We start from the raw sequence: 19,878 nt of genomic DNA, 5'->3' as shown, positions 1-19,878 counted from the left end.
TAAACGTTATGGCAATCAAACATTTCTTGCAGTTCAACGACCTGAATGCGGACGAGCTGGCGCATATTTTTGACCGCACGCGCTGGATCAAGGAGCAGTTCAAGGCCTACCAGCAATACTGGCCGCTGACCGACCGCACCCTGGTGATGATTTTCGAGAAGGCCAGCACCCGCACGCGACTGTCGTTCGAGGCTGGCATGCAACAGTTGGGCGGCTCCGCCATCTACCTCAACACGCGTGATTCCCAACTGGGGCGCGGCGAACCGGTGGAAGATGCGGCGCAAGTCATCTCGCGCATGAGCGACATCGTCATGATCCGTACCTTCGAGCAGGAGATCATCGAGCGTTTTGCCGCGAATTCGCGCGTGCCGGTCATCAACGGCTTGACCAATGAATACCATCCCTGTCAGATCCTCGCCGATATCTTCACCTATATCGAGCATCGCGGCTCGATCAAGGGCAAGACCGTGGCCTGGATCGGTGACTCGAACAACGTCTGCAACACCTGGCTGCAGGCGGCCGAGGTGCTGGATTTCAATGTGCATGTATCGACACCGCCGGGATATGAAGTCGAGCCGGAACGCGCCAACCTCTATGGCACCGACCATTACGAGGAATTCACCGACCCGATGGAGGCCGCACGCGGTGCCGATCTCGTCACTACCGATGTCTGGACGTCGATGGGCTTCGAGGCGGAAAACGAAGAGCGCCGCCGTGACTTCCACGACTGGCAGGTGGATGCCGACATGATGCGCGTCGCGGGCAAGGACGCCTTGTTCATGCACTGCCTGCCCGCGCACCGCGGCGAGGAGGTCGAGGCCGCCGTGATCGACGGCCCGCAGTCCGTTGTGTGGGAAGAGGCCGAGAACCGGCTGCACGTGCAGAAGGCATTGATGGAGTATTTGCTGCTGGGCAAGGTGCAGGCATAAACCTGGGTTGAACTGGATTTAATCGAGAAAGAAATAGCGAAATGAGTGATGTGAAGAAAGTCGTGCTGGCCTATTCCGGCGGCCTGGATACCTCCGTGATCCTGAAATGGCTGCAGGATACCTATCAGTGCGAGGTGGTGACCTTTACCGCGGATATCGGCCAGGGCGAGGAGCTGGAGCCTGCACGCGAAAAGGCCAAGAAATTCGGTGTCAAGGAAATCTATATCGACGACCTGCGCGAGGAGTTCGTGCGCGACTTCGTGTTTCCGATGTTCCGTGCCAACACCGTATATGAAGGTGAATACCTGCTGGGCACTTCCATCGCCCGTCCGTTGATTGCCAAGCGCCTGATCGAGATTGCCAATGAAACCGGCGCCGATGCCATTTCTCACGGCGCTACCGGCAAGGGCAACGACCAGGTGCGCTTCGAGCTGGGCGCCTATGCGCTCAAGCCCGGCGTCAAGGTCATCGCGCCATGGCGCGAATGGGATTTGCTCAGCCGCGAGAAGCTGCTGGCCTATGCCGAGCAGCACGGTATCCCGGTAGAGATGAAGCACCGCCAGGGTGGCAGTCCGTACAGCATGGACGCCAACCTGCTGCATATTTCCTACGAAGGCCGTCACCTGGAAAACCCGGCTGCGGAAGCTGAGGAAGATATGTGGCGTTGGACAGTATCGCCCGAGAGCGCGCCGGACGAAGCCGAATATCTGGAGATTGAATATCGCAATGGCGACCCCATCTCATTGAATGGCAAGGCATTGAAGCCGCACGAATTGCTCGCGGAACTGAATCGCCTGGGCGGCAAGCATGGCATCGGCCGTCTCGACCTGGTGGAAAACCGTTACGTCGGCATGAAGTCGCGCGGCTGTTACGAAACCCCGGGCGGCACCATCCTGCTCAAGGCGCATCGCGCGATCGAGTCCATCACCCTCGACCGCGAAGTCGCGCACCTCAAGGACGACCTGATGCCGCGCTATGCGAGCATGATCTACAACGGCTACTGGTGGAGTCCTGAGCGTGTTGCTCTGCAGGCGTTAATCGACCATACCCAGCAGACCGTCAACGGCTGGGTCAAGCTCAAGCTGTATAAGGGCAATGTGATCGTGACCGGCCGCGATTCCAAGACGGATTCGCTGTTCGATCCGAACATCGCGACCTTCGAGGACGACGCAGGCGCCTACGACCACCGTGATGCGGGCGGCTTCATCAAGCTGAATGCCTTGCGCATGCGCATTGCTGCCAACCTGCGCAACAACAAGCAGTAACCAACTAATTTTAGGAGAAGCATCGTGGCCCAGTTCGACAATGTGAGCGTCAAGAAAAAAGCCAATGTGTATTTCGATGGTAAGTGTGTCAGCCATACCGTGCTGTTCCCGAATGGCACTCGTGCGACCGTAGGCGTGATTTTCCCCAGCACGCTGACCTTCAATACCGGTTCTCCCGAGTTGATGGAAATCAACAGCGGCGCCTGCAAGGTGCGCCTCAATGGCGAAAGCGATTGGAAGACGTATGGCGCAGGCGAGAAATTTACTGTGCCGGGCAACTCCAGCTTCGACATTGAAGTGACGGAAACGCTGGATTACGTCTGTCATTTCGAATAAGCGTCGCAGCACCTGTATTTGTTGAGTATTTAAATCTCTGCATGCCGGGCTTACCGGCATGCAGCGTTGAATTTGGATGAGGATGGATAACGATGCCTTCATTTGATATTTCTTCTGAAGTCGATATGGTCGCATTGAAGAATGCGGTGGATGTCGCTGGTCGCCAGATCACCAACCGCTATGACTTCAAGGGCACCAGCGCGAGTGTCGAGCTGAACGAAAAGGATAGCCTGATCACCTTGCTTGGCGACTCGGATTTCCAGCTCGACCAGATCAAGGCCATCCTTCTGCCCGCGATGGAAAAGAAGGAGGCCGACAGCGCCAAGCGCCTGGATCACCAGGACGTGCAGAAGATTTCCGGCAACAAGGTCAAGCAGGTGCTGAAGATCAAGGCTGGCATCGACGCCGAGTTGGCGAAGAAAATCGTCAAGCTGCTCAAGGACAGCGGGCTGAAGGTGCAGGCCAGCATCCAGGGCGACGAAGTGCGTGTGACCGGCGCCAAGCGCGATGTGTTGCAGGAGGCGATCGCCTTCGTCAGGAAGTCCATCACGGATTTCCCGTTGCAGTTCGGCAACTTCCGCGATTGAGCGGCCGGATTCAACCATAAGCCGTCTAGTGACGTTAAACGGACTGTATCAGCAGGATTAGAAGGATCGTATGTCAGCCAAAACGCTTTACGACAAATTATTTGATTCCCACGTGGTGCGTGAGGAAAACGGTGCCGCGTTGATCTATATCGACCGCCACCTGGTGCATGAGGTGACCAGCCCGCAGGCGTTCGAAGGCCTGAAGATGGCCGGCCGCAAGCTATGGCGCATCAGTTCCGTGCTGGCGGTGCCTGACCACAACGTGCCCACCACCGACCGCAGCCAGGGTATTGCCGATCCGATCTCGCGCCTGCAGGTGGAAACGCTGGACCAGAACTGTAGCGATTTCGGCGTGACCGAATTCAGGATGGGCGATGCGCGTCAGGGCATCGTGCACGTCATGGGGCCGGAGCAGGGCGCGACCTTGCCTGGCATGACCGTGGTCTGCGGCGACTCCCATACCAGCACTCACGGCGCGTTTGGCGCGTTGGCGCACGGCATCGGCACTTCAGAAGTCGAGCACGTGATGGCGACCCAGTGCCTGGTGCAGAAGAAATCCAAGGCCATGCAGGTGCGTGTGGAAGGCCAGCTTGGCTCCGGCGTCACCGCCAAGGACATTGCATTGGCGATCATTGGCAAGATCGGCACCGCGGGCGGCACCGGTTATGCGATCGAGTTCGCAGGCTCGGCGATTCGCGGCCTGAGCATGGAAGGGCGCATGACATTGTGCAACATGGCGATCGAAGCGGGCGCGCGCGCCGGCATGGTGGCCGTGGACGACATCACCATCGATTACGTCAAGGGCCGTCCCTATGCGCCCAAGCCGGAGCAATGGGATGCGGCAGTGGCCTACTGGCGCACCTTGCATAGCGACGAGGGCGCCAAGTTCGATGCCCTGGTAGAACTCAAGGCTGAGGAAATCGAGCCGCAGGTCACGTGGGGTACTTCTCCCGAAATGGTAACGGCGGTCAACGGCATTGTGCCAGACCCAACCAAGGAAAACGACCCGACCAAGCGCAGCGGCATGGAGCGCGCCTTGCAGTACATGGGCTTGCAGGCCAATACCCCGATCTCGGAAATCCCGATCGACAAAGTGTTCATCGGCTCCTGCACCAATTCCCGCATCGAGGACTTGCGTGCCGCCGCGGCCGTGGCCAAGGGCAAGCATGTCGCGCCCAACGTCAAGCTGGCGATGGTGGTGCCGGGTTCCGGCCTGGTGAAGGCGCAGGCAGAGCAGGAAGGCCTGGACAAGATTTTCAAGGAAGCCGGTTTCGAATGGCGTGAGCCCGGCTGCTCCATGTGCCTAGCGATGAATGCCGACCGGCTGGAGCCGGGCGAGCGTTGCGCTTCCACCTCGAACCGTAATTTCGAGGGACGGCAGGGCGCGGGCGGGCGTACTCACCTTGTGAGTCCTGAAATGGCGGCTGCCGCGGCGGTGACTGGCCACTTCGTCGATGTGCGCCAATTGCTGAATTGAGCCAGGCCATGCGACAAGTGTTCAGGATGGCGGCCATGTCATTGCTGGCGATGGCCCTGGCCGCGTGCAATACCATCAACGGCGTGGGCAAGGACATCGAAAAGGCCGGCGAAGCCATACAGAAATCAACCAAGTAACGAATCGTTTATTGGATCAATATGCAAGCATTTACCCAGTTGAATGGATTGGTGGCCCCGTTGGATCGCGCCAATGTCGATACCGACGCCATCATCCCCAAGCAGTTCCTGAAGTCGATCAAGCGCGCGGGCTTTGGCCCCAACGCTTTCGATGAATGGCGCTATCTGGACCAGGGCGAGCCGGGCATGGACAACAGCAATCGGCCGTTGAATCCCGATTTTCCGCTCAACTACCCGCGCTACCAGGGCGCCAGCATCCTGCTGACGCGCGAGAATTTCGGCTGTGGTTCCAGCCGCGAGCATGCGCCGTGGGCGCTGCTCGATTACGGCTTCCGCGCCATCATCGCCCCGAGCTTTGCCGACATCTTTTTCAACAACTGCTTCAAGAACGGCATCCTGCCGATTGTCCTGGATGCGGAAATCGTCGATAGCCTGTTCAAGGAAGTCGAGCCCAACGAGGGTTATCACTTGCTGGTCGACCTGCAGACGCAAACCGTGCAGACGCCTAGCGGCAAAAGCTATGCGTTCGAGATAGACCCGTTCCGCAAGCATTGCCTGTTGAACGGTCTCGACGATATCGGCCTGACCTTGCAGCACGTGTCCGACATCAAGGCGTTTGAAGCCAAGCACAAGGCCGTGCAGCCCTGGCTGTTCAATTAACCATGATCCATGCTGCCTGCCATAGGGCGCGGCATGGATTGCTTCTGTTCAAATCAATTCAATATCTGGGAACACGTTTATGAAGATTGCGGTATTGCCGGGTGACGGCATTGGTCCTGAAATTGTGGCGCAAGCCGTCAAGGTTCTGAAGGCGCTTGATCTCAACTTGGAGTTGCAGGAAGCGCCGATCGGCGGCGCAGGCTACGAGGCGGCAGGCGACCCGTTGCCCGAGGCGACGCTCAATCTTGCCAAGGAGGCCGATGCCGTGCTGCTCGGCGCGGTGGGCGACTGGAAATACGATACCCTGCCGCGCGACAAGCGTCCTGAGCGCGGCCTGCTGCGTATCCGCAAGGAACTCAACCTGTTCGCCAACCTGCGTCCCGCCTTGTTGTATCCCGAGTTGGCCTCTGCATCCACACTGAAGCCGGAAGTGGTTTCCGGCTTGGACATCATGATCGTGCGCGAACTGACCGGCGACATCTATTTCGGCCAGCCGCGCGGTATTTCCACGCTGGACAACGGCGAGCGCGAAGGCGTCAACACCATGCGCTACAACGAATCCGAAATCCGCCGCATCGCGCATGTGGCGTTCAGCATCGCGCAGAAACGCAACAAGAAAGTCTGTTCCGTGGACAAGGCCAACGTGCTGGAAACCACCGAACTCTGGCGCCAGGTGATGATCGAGGTGGCGAAGGAGTATCCGGATGTCGAGCTCAGCCACATGTATGTTGATAATGCCGCGATGCAATTGATCCGTGCGCCCAAGCAATTCGACGTGATGGTCACCGGCAACATCTTTGGCGATATTCTCTCGGACGAGGCCTCCATGTTGACCGGCTCCATCGGCATGCTGCCTTCCGCATCGCTGGACCAGGACAACAAGGGCATGTACGAGCCTAGCCACGGTTCCGCGCCGGATATTGCAGGCAAGGATATTGCCAACCCGCTGGCGACCATTCTTTCCGCCGCCATGATGTTGCGCTACACCTTCAATGACGAAGCCAATGCCAGCCGCGTGGAAAACGCTGTAAAGAAAGCGCTGCAGCAGGGATACCGCACAGCGGATATCTGGACCGAGGGCACCAACAAGGTCAAGTGCAGCGAAATGGGCGATGCGGTTGTAGCGGCGCTATAATCGTAAAATCAGACACAACGATAGGCCCGTACAGGGCCACTTAACCAGGAAGAGATGATGTTCAAAGTAGGGTTTGTCGGCTGGCGGGGCATGGTGGGTTCCGTGCTCATGCAGCGCATGATGGCGGAAGGCGACTTCAAGGATATCGAGCCCATATTCTTCACCACCTCGCAGACTGGCGGCGCAGGCCCTGCGATTGGCCGCGACACGCCTCCGCTCAAGGATGCGAAGTCGCTTGCCGAGCTCAAGGCCATGGACATCATCGTTTCCTGCCAGGGCGGCGACTATACCAGCGACATCTTCCCCAAGCTGCGCGCCGAAGGCTGGCAGGGCCACTGGATCGATGCCGCCTCCACACTGCGCATGGAAAAGGATGCCGTGGTTATCCTGGATCCCGTCAATCTGGACGTAATCAAGCAGGCATTGTCGGCAGGCGGGCGCAACTGGATCGGCGGCAACTGTACCGTCTCTCTGATGCTGATGGCTTTGAACGGGCTGTTCAAGGCCGACCTGGTCGAGTGGGCGACTGCCATGACCTACCAGGCTGCTTCCGGCGCCGGCGCACAGAACATGCGCGAACTCATCAAGCAGATGGGCGTGGTGCATGCCGGTGTCGCATCCGAGTTGCAAGACCCGTCCTCGGCCATCCTGGATATTGACCGCAAGGTGGCGGATACCCTGCGTAGCGCCGAATTGCCGGTCGACCATTTCGGCGTTCCGCTTGCCGGCAGCCTGATCCCATGGATAGACAAGGACTTGGGCAACGGCCAGAGCAAGGAAGAATGGAAGGGCATGGCGGAAACCAACAAGATTTTGGGACGCGAGGCCAATCCTATCGTGATCGATGGATTATGCGTGCGCATTGGCGCGATGCGCTGCCACTCCCAGGCCTTGACTATCAAGTTGAAGCAAGATGTGCCGTTGGATGAGATAGCCGATATGTTGGCAGAAGCCAACCCATGGGCGGAAGTCGTGCCCAACGAGCGCGATGCGACCATGAAGCGCTTGAGCCCCGCAGCGGTGACCGGCACCTTGCAGACCCCGGTTGGGCGCCTGCGCAAGATGGGCATGGGCGGCGACTATCTCTCCGCCTTCACCGTGGGCGACCAGTTGTTATGGGGCGCCGCAGAGCCGTTGCGCCGCATGCTGCGCATCCTGGTGGAAGCCTGATTGCGTTCTGCACCCTGGCGATCTTGGTTCCAGGGGATGCAGCCGCCCTGTGCTGCCTGGGCTGGCATTGAGAATGTAAAGTTATGTATTAGCTTGAAACGGTAACTGATTGATGTTAGCTTAATAATGCTATTTAAAAGTTGATAAGGGTGGAATAGTGCATAAGTCCAAACTAAAGGGGGTCGCACTTGCCATGTTGTTGGCGTTTGCGCCAATGGTGGGCGAGGCTGCAGGCCTGGGCCGCTTGACCGTGACATCCGGACTTGGTGAGCCGCTTTCTGCTGAAATTGAACTTCTCTCCACTACGCCGGATGAACTGGCGACGTTGACGGCGGCCATCGCACCACAGGAAGCCTACAATGTCCAGGGCGTGGAACGCACGGCAATCCACAATGCCATCAAGGTCGATGTGAGCAAGCGCGCCGATGGCGCCCCCGTACTCAAGCTCACGTCGTCGCAGGCCATCAGTGACCCTTTCCTGGATATGCTGATCCAGGTCGATTGGGCAACTGGCCGCTTGCTGCGCGAATACACCGTATTGCTCGACCCGCCCGGCTACAACAACCAGGCGCAGGTCTACAATGGCGTGCAACTGCCGCCGAGCGCGGCGCCTGCCATCCCTGCACCCGCCGCTACCCCGGCACAGACTCCTCAGCCCGCCAATACAGCTACCCAACGCCCATCGGCACCGACTCAAACCCCAGCAAGAGCCGCTCCAGAACCAGTTGCCCCAGCACAAAGCTCCGCGTCGCAAAGCTATACCACCGCCAGCGGGGACACCTTGAGCGCGATTGCGCGAGAGCACCAGGTGCAGGGCGTCAGCCTTGACCAGATGCTGGTCGGGCTGTACCGCGCCAACGAGGATGCCTTTGCCGGCAAGAACATGAACCGCCTGAAGGTGGGGCAGATATTGCGCGTGCCGAGCGCAAGCGAGCTGCAACAACTCACACCTGCCGAGGCAACGCGGGAGGTCAGGGTACAGACCGCTGACTGGAACGCCTATCGCAACCGCCTGGCTGACCTGGCTGCCGAGTCAGCGCCTTCAACCGATGGCGGAGCGCAACAATCGGCATCTGGACGCATTTCCTCTCCAGCGACTGACCGTGCTGCGCCGCCTGCCGACGCTTCCCGTGACGTGGTCAGGCTTTCCAGCAACAATGCCAGCCAGGCGCAATTGAATGCCATGCAGGAAGAGCTCACTGCCAAGGACAAAAGCTTGAAGGAGGCGGTCGAGCGTGCTGCGATGCTCGAGAAGCAAATCGCCGACATGCAGAAGCTGCTGGCAATCAAGAACCAGGCGTTGGCTAACCTGCAGAACGGCGACGCGCCTCCCGTCAAGCCTGAGGAAACTCCGGCACCTCCTCCTGCAGAAACGCCAGAGCCACAGCCTGAACCTGAAGCCGCTGCACCTGCGGCAGAGCCTGCCGCACAGGAGCCTGCCACTGATGCCGCACCGGCAGGCGACGAGGCGGAACCTGTGAAGCCGGAACCTCAACCGGCGCCTGCACCTGTTGCTCCGGCAGCGGAAGAACCCAGCTTGTTTGACGAGCTGGTCGGCGATGATCCATTGCCGCTCGCGTTGGCTGCCGGCGGTATCGTCTTATTGCTCGGCGGCTGGCTATATATGCGCAACAAACGCAAGCGCGAGCTGGACAGTTTCGAAAGGGGAATCCAGACGGCCGGCGGGCTCAAGCCCAATACCGTGTTCGGCAATACCGCCGGTGCCACCGTCAATACAGGGGATACCTCCTTCCTCAACGACTTCTCCCAGAATACCGGCGGCATGATCGATACGCACGACGTCGACCCCATTGCCGAGGCTGAAGTCTATATGGCATATGGGCGCGATGCGCAGGCTGAGGAAATCCTCAAGGATGCGATCGTCAAGGAACCTCAGCGCCACGAACTGCATCTCAAGCTGCTCGAGATTTATGCGGCGCGTAACGATACTTCCGCATTCGAAACGGTCGCGGGCGAAATCTATACCACATTGGGCGCAGCCGATCCCATCTGGGGCAAGGTTGCCGCAATGGGGCGCAAGCTGGAGCCGGACAACCCCCTGTATTCGGAAGACAATATAGTCGAGCGTCCCGCATCATTGCCCGCGCACGACGTGTCCCAAACCGGCGATTCTGAGCAGCAGGCTGCGCGCGATCAACATACGGCATTCACCAACGCTGCGCTTGCCGGTGCCGCTATTGCAGCCGGCAGCAGCCTGTTGGATGAAAAGGACGGACAAGACTCTGCTGTTGACGATGCGCCTGTCAGCGGGGCGGATGACGGCCAGGCAGAAGAGCGCGACTTGCCGGCGCTTGATTTCGACTTGGATGCCACTTCGCTGGACGGTACCCAGGCAGTGGAGGCAGATGCCGCCGACCAGCATGCGGGCAACAGCATGGATTTCACGCTTGACTTGCCTGAGCCGCCGGCCAAGAACAGCTTGCAACTGGATATTGCAGAGCTTGATGCTGCAATCCCGGACTTTGACTTACCGGAATTGCCTGGCAATGAAACGGATGAGGATGCGGCAACCGAATTGGATGCCGATGCCGTGCCCGAGTTCTTCATTCCCGAGCTGGATGAAGTGGACAGTCAGCCGCAGCCGGCAGATTCGCCGTTGCAAACTCCCGATGTCGACCTGGGCTTGCCCGAGATCGAATTGCCGGAAATCGAGCTTCCCAACCCTGCGACCGAAAGCCCTGCCGCAGAGAGCGACAACGTAGAGGATGACGGCCTGCCCGATATCGATTTTGACCTGCCGGAAATCAGTTTCGCTGAAGAGCCGGCCTCAACAGAGCTTGAAGCGGCAGCGGGTGACGACGATTTGTCCGAGTTGCTGGGCGATGGCCAGGATACTGCTGGAACGCTTCCTGAGGCGGGTGAGGCAGAGGATGATGCGGCGCCCGATTTCAATTTTGCCGAGATAGACCTAGATGGCGGCGACTCGGATAGCAGTGGCAGTGCAACGGAGACGCCAGCGGACCAGGAAGAAGAGATCGTATTTCCAGATTTCGATCTCGATATTGACGAGGATGAGCCTGCTCCGGCTAGCACCGCAGATATCGACCTTTCCGGCATCAGCCTGGATGTTGCGGGCGACTCGGCAGAAACGGAAAGCCTGGCTGCAGAAGGCGAGGTTGAAGAGTCGGCCGATGTGGACACCAAGCTGGATCTGGTGACTGCCTACATGGATATGGGGGACAACGAAGGCGCGCGCGAATTGCTCGAGGAAATCCTGAAAGAGGGTGGTCCGCGGCAAAAGCAAAAGGCCCAGTCTATCCTGGATAGCCTTGCCTGATTAATGCGCCAGCCTTCCATGCAAAGCCGGGCATTGCCCGGCTTTTTTATTGGCATGCCGCTCAAACACGATGGCAGGCAAGGGTAAAATAGCGCCATGAACAAGTATCTGGAGCAGGGTGGCAGCGTATGAGGCTGGCGTTGGGGATTGAATATGACGGTGCCGGCTTTTGCGGCTGGCAGAGCCAGCCCAACGGGCTCGCCGTGCAGGATGCCCTGGAATCCGCATTATCGCAGCTGGCTGGCCACGAGGTGAGGGTCTCCGCTGCCGGGCGTACTGATACCGGGGTTCACGCCCTGTCTCAGGTCGTGCATTTCGATACGATGGCTGTGCGGCCGCAAAATGCCTGGGTGCGTGGCGTGAACACCAGGCTGCCAAGAGGCGTGCGCGTTTTATGGGCGAACGAAGTGGATGCGCGTTTTCATGCCCGGTTCGATGCCTACCAGCGCAGTTATCAATACTGGCTCATCAACCAGCCAGTGGCCCCAGCGGTGATGGCGGGAAAGGCGGGGTGGTTTCATCAGCCGCTCGACCTGCAGGCGATGCAGGAAGCCATGGCCTATTTGCAGGGGCAGCATGATTTCAGCGCGTTCCGTGCGGCGGAATGCCAGGCGAAGTCGCCGGTCAAGACCATGCACCGTGCCTCGGTCAGCGCCTTTGGCAGCAGCCTGGTATTCGATTTCTGCGCCAATGCCTTCCTGCACCACCAGGTGCGCAATATGGTGGGAGCGCTGGTCTATATCGGCAAGGGGAAATATCCCCCCGCCTTCATGGCGGAGTTGCTCGCGGCGCAGGACCGTACGCTTTCGCCCCCCACCTTTTCGCCTGACGGCCTTTACCTGACCGGGGTGGGCTATGACGCCCGCTGGGGGTTGCCCGGGACTGAGCGAAAATTGCAGCTCGGCATTGCCTGAGAGCATCAGGATTTTTGTGACAGGGGGCCGGCTTTGAGGTACCCTAGCGCCTTTCAAGGACAGGTGCTTTTTTTAGTTTGAGAACCCGTGTCAAAATTTGCGGAATTACCCGCGTCGAGGATGCGCTAGCCGCCGTCGAGCATGGCTGCGATGCCATCGGGCTGGTGTTCTACCGGCCTAGCCCCAGGAATGTCGATTTGCAGCGGGCTGGAGAAATCGTTGCCGCGCTGCCGCCTTTTGTCAGCATCGTCGGCTTGTTCGTCGATGCGGCGCCAAGCGAAATAGAGGCGGTGCTCGCCAAGGTCAGGCTTGATCTATTGCAGTTCCATGGCGACGAGGCTCCCGAGGCTTGCCGGCTTTACGGCGTGCCTTATATGAAGGCGGTCCGCGTCAAGAATGATACAAATTTGCTACAATACGCCACTCAATACCACGATGCCCGCTCGCTATTGCTGGACGCCTATTTGCCAGGCGTGGCAGGCGGCACGGGGCAGGTGTTTGACTGGGGCCTGGTCCCGCGTCAATTGCCAGTGTCCGTCGTGCTGGCAGGCGGACTGAACCCTGACAACGTGACAGAGGCCATCCGCCAGGTGCGACCTTATGCGGTCGACGTCAGCGGCGGAGTCGAACAAACCAAAGGAATCAAGGATGCGGGCAAGATTGCCGCGTTCATGCAAGGAGTAAAGAATGCAGCTTTATGACATGCCGGATGAGCGTGGCCATTTTGGCCCTTATGGCGGTATTTTTGTGGCCGAGACGCTGGTTGAGGCGCTTGAAGAGTTGCGCGTCATGTATGAGCGCTATCGCCACGATCCCGAGTTCCTTGCCGAATTCGCCTACGACCTCAAGCATTTTGTTGGGCGCCCCAGCCCGGTTTACTATGCCGAGCGCCTGACGCAGAAAGCCGGTGGCGCGAGGATTTACCTCAAGCGCGAGGATTTGAACCACACCGGCGCCCACAAGGTGAACAATACAATCGGCCAGGCGTTGCTCGCCAAGCGCATGGGCAAGCCGCGCGTAATCGCCGAGACCGGTGCGGGACAGCATGGCGTGGCCACAGCCACGATTGCAGCCCGCCTGGGCCTTGAGTGTGTCGTGTATATGGGTTCGGAAGACGTCAAACGCCAGGCGCCCAATGTCTATCGAATGAAGCTGCTGGGCGCAACCGTTGTGCCGGTGGAAAGCGGCTCCAAGACCCTCAAGGATGCGCTCAATGAAGCCATGCGCGACTGGGTAACCAACATCTCGAATACTTTCTATATTATCGGCACCGTTGCAGGCCCTCATCCTTATCCCATGATGGTGCGCGACTTCCAGGCGGTGATCGGCATCGAAGCCAAGCAGCAGATGCAGGAAATGATCGGCCGCCAGCCGGATGCGGTGATCGCCTGTGTCGGCGGCGGCTCCAACGCCATGGGTATTTTCTATCCCTACATCGATGTGGAAGGGGTGCGCCTGATCGGTGTCGAAGCTGCCGGTCACGGCATCGAAACCGGTAAGCATGCCGCGCCTTTGACCGCCAACAGTCCTGCCGGCGTGCTGCACGGCAACCGTACCTACCTGATGCAGGACGAGAACGGCCAGATCATCGAGACGCATTCGGTTTCGGCCGGGCTGGATTATCCTGGGGTCGGCCCTGAACATGCATGGCTCAAGGATATCAAGCGTGCCGAATACGTCGCGATCACGGACGATGAGGCCATGGAGGCGTTCCATACGCTGTGCCGTACCGAAGGCATCATCCCTGCGCTGGAATCCAGCCATGCCCTGGCCTATGCGATGAAGCTCGCAGCGACCATGTCGCCTGACCAGGCGTTGCTGGTCAACCTGTCCGGACGCGGCGACAAGGATATCAACACCGTAGCCAGCCTGGCTGGCATCACTCTGTAAGCTGGTTTTTCACATGTCTCGTATTCAAGCAACTTTTGCGGCCCTCAAGTCGCAAGGCAAGAAAGCCCTGATCCCCTATATCACTGCGGGCGATCCCCACCCTAAGCATACCGTGGCATTGATGCATGCCCTGGTGCAGTCCGGCTCCGACATCATCGAGCTGGGCGTGCCATTCTCCGACCCCATGGCGGACGGCCCCGTCATCCAGCGTGCCACCGAGCGCGCCCTGGCGCACAAGGTCGGCCTCGGCGATGTGCTGGACATGGTGCGCGAGTTCCGCCTCACCGATGACAAGACGCCGGTCGTGTTGATGGGATATGCCAACCCCATAGAGGCCATGGGGCAGGCGCAGTTTGCCGAGCGCGCCCATGCCGCGGGCGTGGACGGCGTGCTGACGGTAGACTATCCGCCAGAGGAGTGCCAGGATTTCGTCAAGGTACTGAAAGCCCAACAGCTGGACCCGATATTCCTGCTGTCGCCTACCTCCGAGATCAGCCGCGTCGACATGATCGTGCACCAGGCTGCGGGTTTTGTTTATTATGTGTCGCTCAAGGGCGTTACCGGCTCCAAGAACCTGGATATTGTCGAGGTCGGGTCTAAGGTGAAGGCGATCCGCGGCCAGACTGATCTGCCCATCGGCGTTGGTTTTGGCGTGCGCGATGCCGCCACGGCAAAATCGGTGGCCGAAGTGGCCGATGCCGTGGTGATCGGCAGCCGCATGATTCAGGAAATCGAAAACTCAAGCGAGGGTGATTTGCTGGGCAACGTGGCGAAATTGGCGCATAGCATGCGTCTCGCTATTGACGATACGAAGAATTAATCATTGAAAGCAGGCAGGACCGCCTGCTTGAATGAAAGCAAGTTGAAAGTAGGGGGCTGGCGATCATCGTCGGCCGCTTCATTTCTGAGTAAAGGATAAACCATGAGCTGGTTGCAAAAACTTCTGCCTCCCAAGATCAACCGCCCGGCGGGCAATAGCCGCAAGACCGTGCCGGAGGGATTGTGGAGCAAATGCCCTTCATGCGAATCGGTGCTGTACCGTACCGACCTGGAAAGCAATGCCGAGGTTTGCCCCAAGTGTTCCTACCATAACCGCATCTCTGCGCGTACGCGCCTGAATTTCCTGCTGGATGCGGAAGGGCGTTCCGAGATCGGCATGGAAGTCCAGCCGGTCGACCCGCTCAAGTTCAAGGACAGCAAGCGTTATGTCGACCGCTTGAAGGCCACGCAGGCAGAGATGGATGAAACCGACTCGCTGATCGTCATGCAAGGCAGCATCAAGACGGTGGGCGTGGTGGCTGCGGCATTCGAGTTCAAGTTCATGGGCGGCTCCATGGGCTCGGTCGTGGGCGAGCGTTTTGCCCGCGGCGTGCAGGCCGCAATTGACAACAATACCGCGTTCATCTGCGTATCGGCCAGCGGCGGCGCGCGTATGCAGGAAGGCTTGTTCTCCCTGATGCAAATGGCCAAGACCAGCGCCGCACTGACCAAGCTGAGCAAGGCCGGCCTGCCTTATATCTCGGTGTTGACCGACCCGACCATGGGCGGGGTGTCGGCGAGCTTTGCCATGCTGGGCGACGTGATCATTGCCGAGCCGCAAGCGTTGATCGGCTTTGCCGGTCCGCGCGTGATTGAGCAGACCGTGCGCGAAACGCTGCCGGAAGGGTTTCAGCGCTCTGAGTTCCTGTTGGAGCATGGCGCAATCGATATGATTGTCGACAGGCGTGAAATGCGCGACAAATTGGCGACCCTGATGACCAGCTTTATGCGTATTCCTGCAAGCGCGGCGTAACCCATTCAATCTCCTGTGACATCCTTTTTTCCTGCCACTCGTGACTTAGCGGGCTGGCTTGCTTATATCGAGGCATTGCATCCGGCCTCCATCGAGATGGGGCTGGAGCGCGTCGAGCTGGTCCGCCAGCGCCTGGGGCTGCATCCGCAATTCCCCATCGTGATCGTGGCGGGCACCAACGGCAAAGGCTCGACCTGCGCCATGCTGGAAAGCATTTACCAGGCAGCCGGCTACAAGGTCGGCTGCTATACCTCTCCGCATTTTGTACGCTATAACGAGCGCGTGCGCATCGGCGGGATCGAGGCTGAAGATGCCGTGCTGGTCGAGGCTTTTGAGGCGATAGAGCAGGCGCGCCATGAAACCGCATTGACCTATTTCGAATTCGGCACCTTGGCTGCCGTTTGGAGCATGGTGAAAGCGAATGTCGATGTGGCGATATTGGAGGTCGGCCTGGGCGGCCGCCTGGATGCCGTCAATGTATTTTCGCCGGTGTGCAGCATCGTCACCAGCGTGGACCTGGACCATATGGATTTCCTCGGCAATGACCGCGAGTGCATAGGGCGGGAGAAGGCGGGGGTGTTCCGCAGCGGCATCCCGGCAATATGCGGCGACGACCATCCGCCATCGTCTCTCCAGGCCCATGCTGCCGAAATCGGCGCCGATCTGCGCCTGATCGGCAGGGAATTCCGCTTCCAGCCGCAAGGGGCCGGCTGGCTTTACCGTTCGACAATCCATGAGCACCTGTTGCCCCTGCCCGCCTTGGCGGGCGAGTTCCAGCTCAATAACGCGGCTTGCGTCGTCAATGCCGTCGATGCCTTGCAGGAAGTATTGCCAGCGACGCTGCAACACATGCGGCAGGGATTGCAGGGTGTTGCCCTCAATGGCCGCTTCCAGCTGTGCCGCCAGCAGCCGCAAGTGATCCTGGATGTCGCCCATAACCCGCATGCCGCCTGGGCGCTGGCCTCCAATCTCGCACAGCATCCGGTTGCTGGGCGCACGCTGGCGGTGTTTTCCATGCTGGCCGATAAGGACATTCCAGGAGTGGTGCAGGCGACCGCACCTCATATCGATGCCTGGTATATCGCCAAGGTGGCGCATGGCCGGGGCGCTGGCGCCGCGCAGCTGCGTGAATGCGTGCTGGCGCAGGAGGCATCCGGCACGGTATCCATTCATGCCGATGTCAGCGCTGCTTATCGGCAAGCCTGTAACGATGCAGGCGAAAATGATAGAATTATCGTCTTTGGTTCGTTCTTCACTGTGGCCGATATCATGCGCGAGCTTGCCATATCCGGTTCTGCAGAGATAGCGGCGCACTGACTCAACAAGGATAGTAGGATTTTTGATGGCATCTGACCAGTCGAGTGATCAGGAACTTCAGTTCAAGAAACGTGCGCGCAGGCGCCTGGTAGGGGCCATCGCATTGGTGCTGCTGATGGTCACCATCCTGCCGATGGTGCTTGATGACCGCAGCAGCAAGACCCCGCCGCAGGAAATCGCGATCAACATTCCCAGCCAGGACGGCCCTGAGTTCACCTCCAAGGTGGCTCCCCAGGGGGAGCCTGTAGAGGAGGTCGTCACCGAACCTGTATTGTCCGCGCCGGAATCGCCGGATACGGAACCCGACTTTGAAGCCCCTGTGCCGCCTGCGCCCAAGCAGGAGTCGGCAAGGAAGGAAGCAGCCAAGCCTGACGCTAAGCCTGTTGCTCCAAAAGCCGAGCCTCACAAGTCCGAAGCGCCGAAAGCCGAACCGGCAAAGCAAAAGCCCGCCGAAGCCAAGCCAGCCGCTACAGGCAGCTTCCTGGTGCAGATCGGCGTATTTTCCGACCCGATCAATGTCAAGAATTTGCAGGATAAGCTATCAGGCCAGGGCCTGAAGTCGCATACCGAGGTCATCGCCACTGCCAGTGGCGACAAAACCCGGCTGCGTGTCGGGCCGTTTGCCAGCCGTGAAGCTGCCGAGCAGGCGTTGGGCAAGGTCAAGGCGGCCGGTTTGTCCGGAATGGTCATCAGCAACAAATAGCAATGACCGGCTTTGACTACGCAGTGCTGGTGATCATGGGCGTTTCCGTCCTGCTCAGCATGATGCGCGGGTTTGTGCGCGAGGTGCTGGCGCTGGCAGCCTGGGTCATTGCATTCGTGGTAGCCAAGCTGTACACCGTGGAAGTGTCGACCATGCTGCCCGATTCCATCCCGGCGGAAGAGTTGAAATTCCTTGCGGCCTTTTTAATTTTGTTTTTGTCCACATTATTGGTGTGTAGCCTGCTGGCGATCGCGATTGCGCAAATATTCAAGACCATAGGCCTGAGCGCCCTCGATAGGGGGCTGGGCGGCCTCTTCGGGTTCGCCCGTGGGCTGCTGATTATACTGACGCTGGTGCTGTTGGCAGGCCTGACGTCGCTGCCGCAAGATCCGCGTTGGCGCAATGCGATGTTCAGCGCGCCACTGGAGGCAATGGTCGTCGGCATCCTGCCCTGGTTTCCGCAGGATATTGCAAAACATATTAAATACGACTAGATTGAGGCCAATGGCTTGTCTAGTTATTCCAGATTTTCGTTTCTAAGGCATATAGCTCATGTGTGGAATTATCGGTGTAGTCGGTAAAAACCCAGTCAACCAGCTGCTGTACGATGGGCTCCTGGTCTTGCAGCATCGGGGCCAGGATGCTGCGGGGATTGTTACCTGCGATGGCAATACCTTCTTCATGCATAAAAACAACGGCCTGGTCCAGGACGTATTCCGGACACGGCATATGCGCAGCCTGATCGGCAACGCGGGCATCGCCCACGTGCGCTATCCCACCGCCGGCTCCTCGTCCGCGGCGGAAGCCCAGCCTTTCTACGTGAACTCCCCATTCGGCATCGTGCTGGGGCATAACGGCAACCTGACCAATTCCGCCCAGCTCAAGCAGGAGATGTTCAGGCAGGACTTGCGCCACATCAATACCAGTTCCGATTCCGAAGTGCTGCTGAATGTGCTTGCGCACGAGATCGAGACCTCCTCGCACAACGCGGTCCTCAATACCGACATGATTTTCGAGGCTGTGGCCGGCGTGCACAAGCGCTGCCGCGGCGCTTATGCCGTAGTGGCCATGATCGCGAATTTCGGCCTGCTGGCATTCCGCGATCCGCATGGCATCCGCCCCCTGGTCATCGGCAAGAACGAATCCGAGCAGGGCACCGAGTATATTGTCGCTTCCGAAAGCGTGGCGCTGGACGTGCTAGGCTTCACGCTGGTGCGCGATGTCGAGCCGGGAGAAGCGATTTTCATCGACCTGGACGGCAATTTCTTCTCGCGCCAATGTGCCGAGGCGCCGCAGCTATCCCCTTGTATTTTCGAGTACGTCTATCTGGCGCGCCCCGACTCCGTCATCGACAACGTTTCCGTCTACCAGACCCGTTTGCACATGGGCGAAAGCCTGGCCGACAAGATCGCACGCGAGTGGAAGCACTTGAAGATCGACGTGGTGATCCCGATTCCGGATACCAGTCGCCCGAGTGCGCTGGAGCTGGCGAACAAGCTCAACCTGACCTATCGCGAGGGCTTCATCAAGAACCGCTACATTGGCCGTACCTTCATCATGCCCGGGCAGGCCTTGCGCAAGAAATCGGTACGCCAGAAGCTCAACCCCATCGGCATGGAGTTCCAGGGCAAGAACGTGCTGTTGGTGGACGACTCCATCGTGCGGGGAACCACTTCCCAGCAGATCGTGCAGATGGCGCGTGATGCCGGCGCGAGCAAGGTGTTCTTCGCCTCTGCCGCGCCTCCGGTGCGTTATCCCAACGTCTATGGCATCGATATGCCTTCGCGCAGCGAGCTGTTGGCCACCGGGCGCACGGATGAGGAAATCTGCGCGGAAATCGGCGCAGACGCCTTGATCTACCAGGATCTGGATGCCTTGATCAGCGCCGTGCAGAAGAGCAACCCCGACATCGAGGTATTCGATTGCTCCTGTTTTGACGGCAAGTACATCACCGGTGATATCGACGAAGCCTACCTGGCGCGTGCGGAAACGGTGCGGGGCGACGGTGCCGCGCAGAAGCGCCCGGCCAATTCGATCACCCAGCTTGACCTCAACCTCGTCGGGACCGAAGAGGAGGAGCTGGTATAGTTGACGCCGGGCCCTGGCGGGACTAATATCAACCCATGCGCCGATTTGAGGAGAAGTAGCACTCAGCTTGCGGGCGCAATATAAATACTGCTAAAGCGAGTTGATATTGAAAAACCCGTTTTAGCCCAGGCGCTACAGCGGGTTTTTTTATGCCCGTCCTTTTTGTTATTGAGCCCGATA

19 protein-coding genes are annotated in these 19,878 nt (G+C 59.1%); all 19 read left to right on the top strand.

Annotated elements, in window-relative coordinates; genetic code table 11:
* Window positions 1-8 precede the first annotated feature (8 nt).
* The 19 genes from argF to purF all read left to right on the top strand — a co-directional run bounded on the left by argF (window position 9) and on the right by purF (window position 19,698).
* Window positions 9-929 (top strand): ornithine carbamoyltransferase, encoded by a 921-nt coding sequence (argF, locus tag ACW4YW_RS11390; RefSeq protein ID WP_407993637.1) that lies wholly within the window; start codon window positions 9-11, stop codon window positions 927-929.
* A 41-nt stretch (window positions 930-970) separates the two neighbouring features.
* Window positions 971-2,194, top strand: a complete 1,224-nt coding sequence (locus tag ACW4YW_RS11385) for an argininosuccinate synthase (protein ID WP_457137650.1) — start codon at window positions 971-973, stop codon at window positions 2,192-2,194.
* A gap of 24 nt (window positions 2,195-2,218) precedes the next feature.
* Window positions 2,219-2,530: a pyrimidine/purine nucleoside phosphorylase gene (ppnP, locus tag ACW4YW_RS11380; protein ID WP_457137649.1), complete on the top strand. Its 312-nt coding sequence runs from the start codon at window positions 2,219-2,221 to the stop codon at window positions 2,528-2,530.
* A 92-nt stretch (window positions 2,531-2,622) separates the two neighbouring features.
* On the top strand, window positions 2,623-3,117 hold the full coding sequence (locus ACW4YW_RS11375; protein WP_457137648.1) for a YajQ family cyclic di-GMP-binding protein: 495 nt from the start codon (window positions 2,623-2,625) through the stop codon (window positions 3,115-3,117).
* Window positions 3,118-3,187: 70 nt separating this feature from the next.
* Window positions 3,188-4,594, top strand: coding sequence for a 3-isopropylmalate dehydratase large subunit (leuC, locus tag ACW4YW_RS11370; protein ID WP_457137647.1), 1,407 nt, complete (start codon window positions 3,188-3,190; stop codon window positions 4,592-4,594).
* Between the two features lie 26 nt (window positions 4,595-4,620).
* The gene (locus ACW4YW_RS11365) at window positions 4,621-4,731 is read left to right on the top strand and encodes an entericidin A/B family lipoprotein (RefSeq protein WP_457137803.1); all 111 of its coding nucleotides are present in this window, start codon (window positions 4,621-4,623) and stop codon (window positions 4,729-4,731) included.
* A gap of 21 nt (window positions 4,732-4,752) precedes the next feature.
* Window positions 4,753-5,391, top strand: a complete 639-nt coding sequence (leuD, locus tag ACW4YW_RS11360) for a 3-isopropylmalate dehydratase small subunit (protein WP_457137646.1) — start codon at window positions 4,753-4,755, stop codon at window positions 5,389-5,391.
* A 79-nt stretch (window positions 5,392-5,470) separates the two neighbouring features.
* Window positions 5,471-6,526 (top strand): 3-isopropylmalate dehydrogenase, encoded by a 1,056-nt coding sequence (gene leuB / locus ACW4YW_RS11355; RefSeq protein WP_457137645.1) that lies wholly within the window; start codon window positions 5,471-5,473, stop codon window positions 6,524-6,526.
* Window positions 6,527-6,583: 57 nt separating this feature from the next.
* Complete coding sequence (asd, locus tag ACW4YW_RS11350) at window positions 6,584-7,696, top strand: aspartate-semialdehyde dehydrogenase (protein WP_457137802.1); 1,113 nt, start codon at window positions 6,584-6,586, stop codon at window positions 7,694-7,696.
* A 157-nt stretch (window positions 7,697-7,853) separates the two neighbouring features.
* Window positions 7,854-10,994 (top strand): FimV/HubP family polar landmark protein, encoded by a 3,141-nt coding sequence (locus tag ACW4YW_RS11345; RefSeq protein ID WP_457137644.1) that lies wholly within the window; start codon window positions 7,854-7,856, stop codon window positions 10,992-10,994.
* Between the two features lie 128 nt (window positions 10,995-11,122).
* Window positions 11,123-11,908 carry a tRNA pseudouridine(38-40) synthase TruA gene (gene truA, locus ACW4YW_RS11340; protein ID WP_457137643.1) on the top strand — a complete coding sequence of 262 codons (786 nt, stop codon included), beginning with the start codon at window positions 11,123-11,125 and terminating at the stop codon, window positions 11,906-11,908.
* Between the two features lie 77 nt (window positions 11,909-11,985).
* Window positions 11,986-12,609 (top strand): phosphoribosylanthranilate isomerase, encoded by a 624-nt coding sequence (locus tag ACW4YW_RS11335; RefSeq protein ID WP_457137642.1) that lies wholly within the window; start codon window positions 11,986-11,988, stop codon window positions 12,607-12,609.
* Window positions 12,596-13,798, top strand: a complete 1,203-nt coding sequence (gene trpB, locus ACW4YW_RS11330; protein WP_457137641.1) for a tryptophan synthase subunit beta — start codon at window positions 12,596-12,598, stop codon at window positions 13,796-13,798. Before ACW4YW_RS11335 ends, trpB begins: the two co-directional genes overlap by 14 nt.
* 13 nt (window positions 13,799-13,811) lie before the next feature.
* On the top strand, window positions 13,812-14,618 hold the full coding sequence (gene trpA / locus ACW4YW_RS11325; protein WP_457137640.1) for a tryptophan synthase subunit alpha: 807 nt from the start codon (window positions 13,812-13,814) through the stop codon (window positions 14,616-14,618).
* A 102-nt stretch (window positions 14,619-14,720) separates the two neighbouring features.
* On the top strand, window positions 14,721-15,590 hold the full coding sequence (gene accD, locus ACW4YW_RS11320; RefSeq protein WP_457137639.1) for an acetyl-CoA carboxylase, carboxyltransferase subunit beta: 870 nt from the start codon (window positions 14,721-14,723) through the stop codon (window positions 15,588-15,590).
* Window positions 15,591-15,605: 15 nt separating this feature from the next.
* Window positions 15,606-16,907, top strand: a complete 1,302-nt coding sequence (gene folC, locus ACW4YW_RS11315; RefSeq protein WP_457137638.1) for a bifunctional tetrahydrofolate synthase/dihydrofolate synthase — start codon at window positions 15,606-15,608, stop codon at window positions 16,905-16,907.
* Window positions 16,908-16,932: 25 nt separating this feature from the next.
* On the top strand, window positions 16,933-17,610 hold the full coding sequence (locus ACW4YW_RS11310; protein ID WP_457137637.1) for an SPOR domain-containing protein: 678 nt from the start codon (window positions 16,933-16,935) through the stop codon (window positions 17,608-17,610).
* A 2-nt stretch (window positions 17,611-17,612) separates the two neighbouring features.
* Window positions 17,613-18,104, top strand: coding sequence for a CvpA family protein (locus tag ACW4YW_RS11305; protein ID WP_457137636.1), 492 nt, complete (start codon window positions 17,613-17,615; stop codon window positions 18,102-18,104).
* Window positions 18,105-18,162: 58 nt separating this feature from the next.
* Window positions 18,163-19,698 (top strand): amidophosphoribosyltransferase, encoded by a 1,536-nt coding sequence (purF, locus tag ACW4YW_RS11300; RefSeq protein WP_457137635.1) that lies wholly within the window; start codon window positions 18,163-18,165, stop codon window positions 19,696-19,698.
* Window positions 19,699-19,878 lie beyond the last annotated feature (180 nt).

Source organism: Methylobacillus pratensis (genome assembly GCF_054072455.1).
This window is presented reverse-complemented; position numbering and strand designations above follow the sequence as displayed.